5 protein-coding genes are annotated in these 10507 nt (G+C 49.1%); 3 read left to right on the top strand and 2 right to left on the bottom strand.

The genetic code is table 11. From position 1 onward, the window contains the following. Positions 1 to 29: 29 nt before the first annotated feature. Entirely contained in the window at positions 30 to 1583 is a 1554-nt protein-coding gene (locus ACOJTG_RS05890; protein WP_420152963.1) for a RagB/SusD family nutrient uptake outer membrane protein, read from the bottom strand. An 11-nt stretch (positions 1584 to 1594) separates the two neighbouring features. After that, positions 1595 to 4771 (bottom strand): SusC/RagA family TonB-linked outer membrane protein, encoded by a 3177-nt coding sequence (locus ACOJTG_RS05885; RefSeq protein WP_420152962.1) that lies wholly within the window; start codon positions 4769 to 4771, stop codon positions 1595 to 1597. 423 nt (positions 4772 to 5194) lie between these two features. Here ACOJTG_RS05885 and ACOJTG_RS05880 point away from each other — a divergent pair, with 423 nt between their 5' ends. From ACOJTG_RS05880 to ACOJTG_RS05870, 3 genes are all read left to right on the top strand, one after another. Further along, entirely contained in the window at positions 5195 to 6868 is a 1674-nt protein-coding gene (locus ACOJTG_RS05880; RefSeq protein WP_420152961.1) for a glycoside hydrolase family 43 protein, read from the top strand. 116 nt (positions 6869 to 6984) lie between these two features. Then, complete coding sequence (locus ACOJTG_RS05875; RefSeq protein WP_420152960.1) at positions 6985 to 8541, top strand: glycoside hydrolase 43 family protein; 1557 nt, start codon at positions 6985 to 6987, stop codon at positions 8539 to 8541. An 88-nt stretch (positions 8542 to 8629) separates the two neighbouring features. Continuing rightward, the coding region (locus tag ACOJTG_RS05870; RefSeq protein WP_420152959.1) for a glycoside hydrolase family 97 catalytic domain-containing protein at positions 8630 to 10507 on the top strand (1878 nt) is incomplete at its 3' end.

Genomic DNA, 10507 nt, shown 5'->3' with positions numbered 1-10507 from the left:
TTTCCCGCTTGCCTAAAGAATACAATAGATCAATAACCCGGATTTTGCTTGCCATTCACTAGCGGATTATTGTCCAGTTCTGCTACCGGAATGGGAAGTAATTCATCCCGGTTTGCCCGGAAATACGAGAACGGTTCCTGGGTGAAATAACCCTTGGGCCGCCAGCGAAGAATATCGATACTACGCATGCATTCCACCGAAAGTTCAACCATTTTTTCGTGCATGATCGCTTTGATGACCTGAGCTTTTGTGCTGGTAGGGAATTGACTCGTTGGATACGCAGGCATCGCTACACTTTTTCGGGCTCTAACCTGGTTGAGGTAGCCTACCGCCGCCGTAAGGTTACCCAGCTCGGCTTCACATTCGGCGAGGTTGATCAATACTTCAGCATATCGAATGATTCGCTGGTTGTTACCGCCGGGGTGGTAACTAGCCTTCGCTTTTCCTTCTTTGTAGAGAATCATAAACTTCCGAATACTGACCTTCTTGCGAACGCCATTCACCAGCGATGAATTACCGTTTTGATCGGCGTCCGTTAGTACATCCGCATCATTGTTGTAGCGATCGCCGGTTTGATAGAAACTGAAACTAAAACGGGGATCGGTTTTGGTAGCTCCGGTGGCCGTGTTTTCGAATTCATTCAACAGCTTGTCCGAGGGAATCAAATTTCGCCAGGCGACCGGGTTATATTCCTGATTACGAATGGTAGACTGAGCGGAGTTGGGCGTATCGGTGCCACCCCAGTTGAAATCATTATCACCCTTATCCACGTAAGCTACTTCAAAGATGGATTCGGCGTTGAATTCCGTTTCTTCTTCGAAATTATCCAGGTAGCGATCCATTAACGTATACGCACCGGAGGCAGTCACTTTAAGCAAGGCCTCCTTGGCACCGGCGTAATCAGCTCGTTGCAATAGTACGCGTCCGAGTAAGGCATTGGCAGCACCATTGGTCGCACGACCTTTGTCGGTAGCCGCTTTACCGGGTAAGGCACTGGCCGCTAGCCGCAAGTCCTCGATGATTAAGGTATAGATCGCATTGACCTCTGCTCGGGGCTGGTAGTCGGATGGCGACTTAACGGGTGCCGTGTACAGCGGTACGCCTCCCCAGAAAGTAACCAGTTCAAAATAAGCCCAGGCCCGCAGGAATTTGGCTTCGGCTACCGCCCGGTCGCGTACAGCCGTATTATCCGTCACGTTAGGCCCGTTTTCGATGACCGTGTTGGCCCGGTGAATGACGGTATACAAGCCATTCCAGACCGAGTTCATGACGCTGTTGGTGGGATCTGTATTGCCACTCAGAATCTGGAAGCGGGGTACTTCCAGCTGACTTCCACCAGCGGCCACCTCATCGCTTCTCAAATCATGGAGGAAAAACCACTCCCGGGCCACCAGCGAAATGTTACGTACGGTGGCATAAATGGAATTGGTGCCCGCCAGGAGTTCATCACTGTTTTTAAAATAATCAGTAGTGGATACCACGTTTTCGTTAATGGTATTCAACGTATTATCATTACAGGAGTACATAATGGGCAGCATAACCATTATACACGCCGTTCGAATGCTTCGTTTAGATAGTTTCATACGAGTATAAATTAAAAAGTGGCCTGGATTCCTGCTTGAAAAGATCGGGGGGTGGGGTACTGACCGTAGTCTACACCATTCGTCAGTGTTCCGTTCTTGGAACCGATTTCCGGATCCAGACCGGAGTACTTGGTAATGGTAAACAGGTTTTGGGCGGAGAGGTAGAGGCGTAGTCGACTAAGGCCCAGGCCTCCGGTACGTTTCGTCCAGGATTCGGGGGCATTGTAGCCAATCATAACGTTCTTAAACCGTAAATACGAGCCGTCTTCAATCCAGCGGGTCGAGGGGCGTACGTTTTGGTTCGGGTCTCCGTTCACGGCTCTTGGCATATCCGTATTGGTGTTAGAAGGAGTCCAGGCGTTCAGAACGGCCACATCGGCATTGAACAAACGAGGCATGCCTTCGCGAATAATCCGGGCCGCATTAAAGATTTTATTACCCTGTACGCCCTGGAAGAAGACCGTGAAATCGAAGTTTTTGTAGTTAGCTGCGTAATTGAGTGAGTAACTGAACTTCGGCAGGAAGCTTCCAATAAACGTGCGGTCATCGTCATTGATGATACCGTTGCCGTCCAGATCCTTAAACTTCAAATCCCCGGGAGCAGCTCCGCTTTGCGTAGCGTGTGAAGTAACTTCGGCTTCATTCTGGAAAATACCTTCTACGACGTACCCGTAGAACGACTGTACGGCTTTACCCGCTACGGTATTCGTTAAAGGACCACCGCCACCAAAATCGGCATCACCACCTGCGGTAATGGAGGCATTCTCGTTATTCAGCCGTACCACCTGATTTCGGATGACGCTTACTAAACCCGTTACATTCCAGGTGAAGTCGCCCCGTGTTTTCCGATAACCTACCTGAAGTTCGACCCCGTTGTTCTCCATGGCCGCTACGTTGGCCAGGGTTCCGGCTCCGCCAAAACCAAAGCTAGTAGGTGTAGGAACGGTCAGAATCAGGTTGTCCGTTTTCCGCTGGAAATATTCCGCTACAACGCTTAAGCGATTTTCCAGGAAACCCATATCCAAACCGACGTTGGCTTGTTTGGTTTTCTCCCAGGCCAGGTTCGGATTACTCAAACCGTTGTAGAAGGAACCGTTTCCGTTAATGACCGTACCATTGAAAGGATAGGTAGCCTGATTCCGCTGGATGGGTTGCAGATACGGATAATTACCCAGAAGCACGCCATTGATACCCGTAATCCCGTAACCCCCTCTGAGTTTGAATTCAGAGACGCCACGTACATCTTTCATGAAGTTTTCCCGATCAATCCGCCAGCCTGCCGAAACGGCCGGGAAGTTTTCGAACTTCTTACCCGGAGCAAAAACGGAAAGACCATCCCGGCGAAGTGAAGCCGCCAGTATGTAACGCTCGTTGTAGTCATACGTCACCCGTCCGACCATGGAGCGGATGTAGTTGGTTTCGTAAATGCTGTTGGCGGTCACGTTGTTGGCCCCGTTCAGCGTACGGACCACGTTTGTGCTCTGCGTACCGCTGGCGGTTTCATTACGTACATTCTGACTCTGGGTTTCGTACACAACCGTAGCTCCAAGGTTATGGCCTTCGAATGATTTCTCAAAAGTCAGCTGCTGAGTGAATAGCTGCGTATTGGTGAGCAGGCGTTGATTCTGGATACTGGCCGTGGCTGCAATCGACGTACCACCATCGTTATGAATAGGGGTGTAGTTCGTGATGTATACGTTCGAGTAGTCCAGACCGTAGGTAGACGTGAATTTCAGCCAGGGAGCGATGTTTACTTTCAAGTACGCCGTACCCAGGATACGGGTCGTATTGTTGATGTTTTCGACGAGGAAAGCCCGTTCCACCGGATTGACGGGATCGGAAGCATCGAAGCTATTCTGCGGACCCATGAATCCACCCAGATTATTGGGGTTATACACGGGCAGATAGGGCTGCATCCGAATGAGGTTTACAATGGGCGTACGGTTTCCCTGCGAAACGTCGAAACGCTGTTTGGATTGACTGATGTACAGATTTTCTCCGAACGTAAAAACCTTGCTCAGGGTATGTTCAGAATTCAAACGGTAGTTGAAACGCTTGAAGTTAAGACCTTGAGCGATCCCCTGTTGATCGAAGTAACCCGCTCCCGTGTAAAAACGCGAAGCTCCATTACCGCCACTTAAGGAAATGTTGTACTGCTGAAGGGGCTGATTTCTTCTGAAATACTCCCGTTGCCAGTTGGTATTGGTTTGGGCGAACGTCTGCGTAGCTCCTTCGTAAATTGGCAGATTAAAGTTAGCTGATTCCAGACGAGGTGGGAGTGCACTGCTCGCTCCATTCAGGGCTCTTTCGTACTGTTGGTATTGTTGCGTGTTGAGCAAATTGAACTCGCGAGTCGGACTTTGAACGCCGAAGTACGCATCGAAGGATACCCGCAACCGATCCTGCAAGGCTCCTTTTTTAGTCGTAATCAGAATGACGCCATTGGTAGCTCTGGAACCGTAAATGGCGGCCGAGCTAGCGTCTTTCAGTACTTCCGCCGATTGAATATCGCGGGGATCAATGTTGGAAATAGCCATCGGAAAACCATCCACGACGTAGAGTGGGTCAGAGGCAAAGCTAATGGAGCTAATCCCCCGAATGGTCACAATGGGAGCACTCCCCGGCGAACCGTTATTGGTCACGTTTAAGCCCGCAACCCGACCCTGCAAGGCCTGATCAACACCCGCTACGGGTAACTCATTGATGGCTTTGGATGTAACGGATGAAACCGCCCCAGTGATGGCCCCTCTGCGTTGGGTACCGTAGCCCACGACGACGATCTCGCTCAGGATCCGCTGATCATTTTTCAGTACTACTTCGACCGTAGATCGCGTACCCACGATGATCTCCTGGCTGGCATATCCTACGTGCGTAACGACCAGCGTCGTGTTATCATTAGGAATCGTTAAGCGAAACTGACCCTGTTCGTCACTAACTGTTCCCTGCGTAGTGCCTTTAATGGATAAACTAACGCCCGGAACGGCTTGTCCCTGGTCGTCTTTGACGGTTCCGGTTATAACCCGGTCGATCCGAACATTTGTTTTAGTAAGGCTTTTGTCATGAATTGAAGAATGGTTGAAATAGTCAGGTGCTGCACTGGACGTATGCATGTGTAGCAGCAAACAAACCACTGGCGGAATCATCATCCATTTGATCGGATGTTCTCGGAATGTTACAGGTTTCTCCATAGCATTTGTTGGAACTTTGTGAAGTAATGGTAATAGGATTAGGAGTCAATCGGGTGCCTGTATTAGGTAGGACAGGCTCAAAAAAAGCTTTCGGTTCTTCGCCGATCTAACAAGAGTTACGCTTGTTTTTTGAGGTAGAAACGTTTAACAAAACTAGATGGGGCGGAAAGCTAACGGGTAGTATAAATGTAAAAAAATATAGAAATAATGTAAAAAAATGCCCTTTTTAGCGGATGATATTTAATTAATTAAACATTTTTTCTGCTTTTTTAAAGATTTTTATCCTACGCCTTTTTGCCGTTACCCCTACTTTTGAAGCCGTTGACTTTTCCGCCGACATCTAACAAATTAATACGGGGCTCTACGGAATAGTTGCAATACGGAGCACCCGCAATCACATCATTGGATTGATCTTACAAACACATGAGAAAACCTATCCTGTCAATTCTTTTTCTCTGCCTTTGTGGCTTGAATGTTGGAATAGCTCAGAAGACTACCTTAGTAAATCCTATTTTATCGGGCTTCTATCCGGATCCGAGTATCGTGCAGGTTGACAAGGATTATTACCTGATTAACTCTACGTTTTCCTACTTTCCCGGTATCCCCGTTTTTCACAGTAAGGATCTGAAAAACTGGAAACAAATCGGGAACGTCATTGACCGCCCCTCGCAAATGGATTTTATGGGCGAGCGGTTAACTCGTGGTCTGTTTGCCCCGGCCATCAGCTACCACAAAGGCACGTATTACGTAACCTGTACGGACATTGACCACGACGGTAACTTTGTTGTAACGGCGAAAAATCCGGCGGGCCCCTGGAGTAATCCAGTTCGGATTCCGCAGGTTCGGGGCATTGACCCTTCGCTGTATTTCGATGATAACGACAAAGCCTACATCCTTTATAACAGTGATGCTCCTGACAACAAACCCCAATACTCCGGTCACCGAACCATCCGCATGTACGAGTTTGATTACCAGAATTTAAAGGTGGTGGGCGAGGAAAAGCAACTGGTAAATGGCGGGGTAGATATCAGCAAAAAGCCCGTATGGATTGAAGGGCCGCATATTTTGAAGCGAAACAACTGGTATTACCTGTATGCTGCTGAAGGGGGTACTTCCGTGAACCACTCCGAAGTAGTATTCCGGAGTAAGTCGGTCTGGGGACCTTACGTACCCTACGAACACAATCCCATCCTGACGCAGAAAGGCCTGCCCGAAGACCGGAAAGACCCCGTTACCTCAGCCGGCCACGCTCAGTTTGTCGAAGGTCCCGATGGAAAAACGTACTCCATCTTTCTGGCCGTTCGGCCCTACGAAGGCGATTTCTACAACACGGGCCGTGAAACCTTCATTGCTCCGGTAGAGTGGAAGGAAGATTGGCCGATTATCAACCCCAATCACAAGGAAATTCAATATTCCTATCCAGTCAATTACGCCGAAAACAAGCCCAAAGACCTGCTGCCCCAATCGGGTAACTTTGGGTATACGATGACCTTTGAAAAGTCGCTGGACCCTTCCTTACTGTTCATGCGTACGGTGGACCCTGGTTCATATACGCTTTCTAAAAAGCAGGGTTTGACGCTGAAACTGAAACCGGAAACCTGTATGGAAACGGGCAACCCTTCGTTTATTGGCAAGCGTCAGCAACACCTGAACAGCACGGCCGAAACCGAATTGAGCTTCAGCCCCAAGGCGGAGCACGAGAAAGCAGGGCTGGTGATTCTTCAGGATGAACATCATTTCTATTTCCTGAGTAAAAGCTTGAAAGGCGGAAAGCCCGTCATTCAGCTTTTCAAGAGTGTACCTCGCGAAAAATCGATGGAATTAGTAACGGAAGCCCCCCTGAATACCACGGCTGAAAAGGTCAACCTCCGTATTTCTTCGCAGGGCGATTCCTACAGTTTCTCGTATGCGACGGACGGTAAAAACTGGCAAGTACTGAAAGATAAATTGGACGGTAAATTTCTGAGTACCAAAGTAGCGGGCGGATTCATCGGCTGCGTATACGGCATGTACGCCACGTCTTCCGGTGAAAGCAGTTCGAATACTGCCTCCTTCCGTTATTTGAAGTACGAAGGAAAAGACCCGATGTATAAGTAAGCGTAGCTGGGGAAATTCAGGAATAGGTTGATCATTCAGGAGAGACCTATTCCTTTTAAATTTCGGATCTAACTCGTAACTAGGTCCTGTTAGCACCTAACCTTTACCCGAAAGACATGATAAGAAGCTTTATATTGCTGTGTCTGCTTTGTTCTAGTAAGCTTTTATTCGCCCAGGCCCAAAACCCGGTCATCTTTGCGGATGTACCGGATCTTTCCATGATTCGGGTAGGGGATACGTATTACATGAGTAGTACCACCATGCACATGAGTCCGGGCTTGCCCCTGATGAAGTCCAAGGATTTAATCAACTGGCAGCTGATTGGTTACGCGTATGATCGATTGGGCGAGATGGATGAACTGAATCTGACCAACGGCAAGAGTACCTACGGACGAGGTTCCTGGGCCAGTAGCCTGCGGTACCACAAGGGTACGTACTACGTCACGACGTTCGCTCAGACTACGGGTAAGACCTACATCTATTCCACCCAGAATATTGAAAAAGGTCCCTGGAAAGAAGTTTCATTTAAGCCTTCCTATCACGATCACAGTCTATTTTTCGACGATGACGGTCGGGTCTATATGATCTACGGCGGCGGTAAACTCAAGCTGATCGAACTTTCCGCCGATCTTTCCGGCGTGAAGCCCGGTACCACCGAGCAGGTGATTATTGAAAATGCCAGTACGCCTTCGGGTACGGCAGGGGGATTACCGGCCGAAGGATCGCAGTTATTCAAAGTAAAGGGTAAGTACTACCTCTTCAACATCACGTGGCCCAAGGGAAGTATGCGTACGGTTGTGATTCATCGGGCGGATAAAATTACGGGTCCCTGGGAAGGCAAAGTCGGCTTACAGGATTTGGGTGTAGCTCAGGGTGGTTTGATCGATACGCCCGATGGAAACTGGTACGCCTATCTGTTCCGGGATTTCGGTGGGGTAGGACGGATTCCGTATCTGGTTCCGGTCACCTGGGAAAACGGCTGGCCCGTATTAGGCGAAAACGGCAAAGTGCCCGAAAAGCTGTCCTTGCCCGCGAGCAAAGGACTGATTCCGGGTATCGTCGCTTCCGATGAGTTTAGCCGTAAAAAAGGCGAACCGGCTTTGCCGCTGGTTTGGCAGTGGAATCATAATCCCGAACCAAAGCTTTGGTCGCTCAGCGAACGCAAAGGATTTTTACGACTCAAGACGGGTCGCGTAGATACTTCCTTTACCCAAGCCCGCAATACCCTCACCCAACGTACCATCGGCCCCGAATCATCCGGTACTACTGCTCTGGATGTATCGCAGATGAAAGACGGTGATTTTGCTGGTTTAGGACTATTACAAAAAGAGTATGGCTTGGTAGGCGTGAAGGTTACGCAGGGTAAGCCCTCCGTAGTAATGGTGAAAATGGTGGCTGGAAAACCCGTAGAGCTACAAAACATTCCGCTGAATCAGAAAATGATTTATCTGAAAGCAGAATGCGATTTCCGGAACCGGAAGGATACGGCCCACTTCTTCTACAGCCTCGACAACAAAACCTGGACGCGTATTGGGGAACCGCTTAAAATGCCGTACACCATTCCGCACTTTATGGGCTACCGTTTTGGCCTGTTCAACTACGCCACGCAACAAACGGGCGGTTACGCTGATTTCGATTACTTCCGCATCAGCGATACGCTTAGTCAACCTTAGATTTCAAGCAGGGGTCAACCCTGACATACCATTAATGCAGATGATTTCTTTTTCCAAACCACATATAATTGTCATAAATTGCCTTGCCTTGTGCTTTTCCTTTTTTTCGGGAAACGCTCAGGACGGGCAAATCCTGAGTCCAGATAAGCAACTGGCCGTAACCGTCAATCCGGAGCGGGCAACATATCAGATTCGCTACAAAGGCGAGATCGTACTGCCCGATTCGAAGCTGGGCGTCATTCGGGAAGACGAGGATTTTTCGAAGAATCTAAGCCTGATCAAGGTTTCTTCCCCGCGGACCGTGAAGGATCAGTATCGCAGCGTGAATGCGAAAAAGAGTGAGATCTCCTACACTGCTACGGAACGTGTCTGGGAAACGAAAACAGCCTCAGGTAAGAAAATGAACCTGATCTTTAGAGTATCCAATGATGGGGTCGCTTTTCGTTACGTATTCCCTGAAACGTCGGCGGAGGTAAAGAAAATTACGGCCGAAGCTACCAGTTTCCGTTTCAACGAAGGAACGCGGTCCTGGCTACAACCCAAAACGGAAGCTCAGACGGGTTTTGAACATACTAATCCCTCGTACGAAGCCCATTATACGATGGACAAGCCAACGGGAACGCCGGCTCCGGGTAAGAATGGCTGGATTTATCCGGCTCTTTTCCGGTACAACAATACTTGGCTGTTACTGACGGAAGCGGATTTGGGTAGAGGGTACTGCGGTACCGCCTTACAACAGGAATCGCCAAATAGTGAGTACAAGATTAACTTTCCGCAGCCCGCGGAAGTATTCACCAATGGGAAGGCGACGCTCAATCCCGAATCGACCCTTCCCTGGAAAACACCCTGGCGAATCTTAGTGATCGGTGATCTGAAAACGGTCATGGAATCAACGCTGGGTACTGATTTAGCTCTGCCCGCTCGCCCCATGAGGGATTCCTTCATCAAACCGGGAAAAGCTTCCTGGAGCTGGGTTTTGAAGAAAGATGACTCTACGGTGTATCGCGTACAAAAACGCTACATCGATTTTGCGGCGGATTTGAAGTGGCAGTATTGCCTGATCGATGCAAATTGGGATCAAACCATTGGTTACGATTCGGTACAACTGCTGGCCGATTACGGCAAAACCAAAAACGTTGGCGTATTACTCTGGTATAATTCAGCCGGTAGCTGGAATACGGTCAAATTTACCCCGAAGGACAAACTTTTGACCCATGAAAGCCGAATGCAGGAATTCGCCCGACTTCACCGCATGGGCATCAAAGGGATTAAAATCGATTTCTTTGGGGGCGATGGTCAATCCATGATCAACTACTACCAGGATATTCTGGAAGATGCGGCGACGCATGAATTACTGGTGAATTTTCACGGAGCAACCTTACCGCGGGGCCTACAACGGACCTTCCCGAATCTGATGACGGCCGAAGCCGTTTTTGGTTACGAGATGATTACGTTTTCCCAACAGGCCGCTAACCAGGCTCCCGAACACTCGGTGATGTGTGCGATGGTGCGGAATGCGTTCGATCCAATGGATTTTACGCCCATGAACCTGTATAAAATTCCACGCATCAAGCGGGCCACTACCTCGGCTTTTGAACTGGCTACATCGGTCGTTTTCCTGTCCGGCATTCAGCACTACGCCGAAAGTCCCGATGGCATGGCCCATGTACCCTCCTACGTTAAGGGATTTCTGCAAACGCTTCCGGATTACTGGGACGATGTAAAATTCATTGACGGCTATCCCGGAAAACATTACATCGTAGCCCGTAAGAAAGGAAACAAATGGTACGTAGCCGGAATCAACGGCGAAAAGGTGGAGAAGAAACTGGAACTCGATCTGTCGTTTCTGAAAAATAAAAAAGCAACGATCATTGGTTCGGGCGAGGCTGATAAAGACGCTTCCTTCCAGTCCCAAACCCTGGTACTGCCGGCATCTGGTAAGTTACCGATTACGCTGAAAGCAAAC

The sequence above is a fragment of the Siphonobacter sp. genome (assembly GCF_048595215.1).
Lineage (GTDB): Bacteria > Bacteroidota > Bacteroidia > Cytophagales > Spirosomataceae > Siphonobacter.
The sequence above is the reverse complement of the archived record's forward strand: the minus strand, read 5'-3'. Positions and strand labels throughout refer to the sequence as shown.

Bases quoted from the DNA above. Each gene is read 5' to 3' on its own strand.
- ACOJTG_RS05880 (WP_420152961.1), top strand. From the start codon at position 5,195: ATGAGAAAACCTATCCTGTCAATTCTTTTTCTCTGCCTTTGTGGCTTG.
- ACOJTG_RS05885 (WP_420152962.1), bottom strand. From the start codon at position 4,771: ATGGAGAAACCTGTAACATTCCGAGAACATCCGATCAAATGGATGATG.
- ACOJTG_RS05890 (WP_420152963.1), bottom strand. From the start codon at position 1,583: ATGAAACTATCTAAACGAAGCATTCGAACGGCGTGTATAATGGTTATG.
- ACOJTG_RS05875 (WP_420152960.1), top strand. From the start codon at position 6,985: ATGATAAGAAGCTTTATATTGCTGTGTCTGCTTTGTTCTAGTAAGCTT.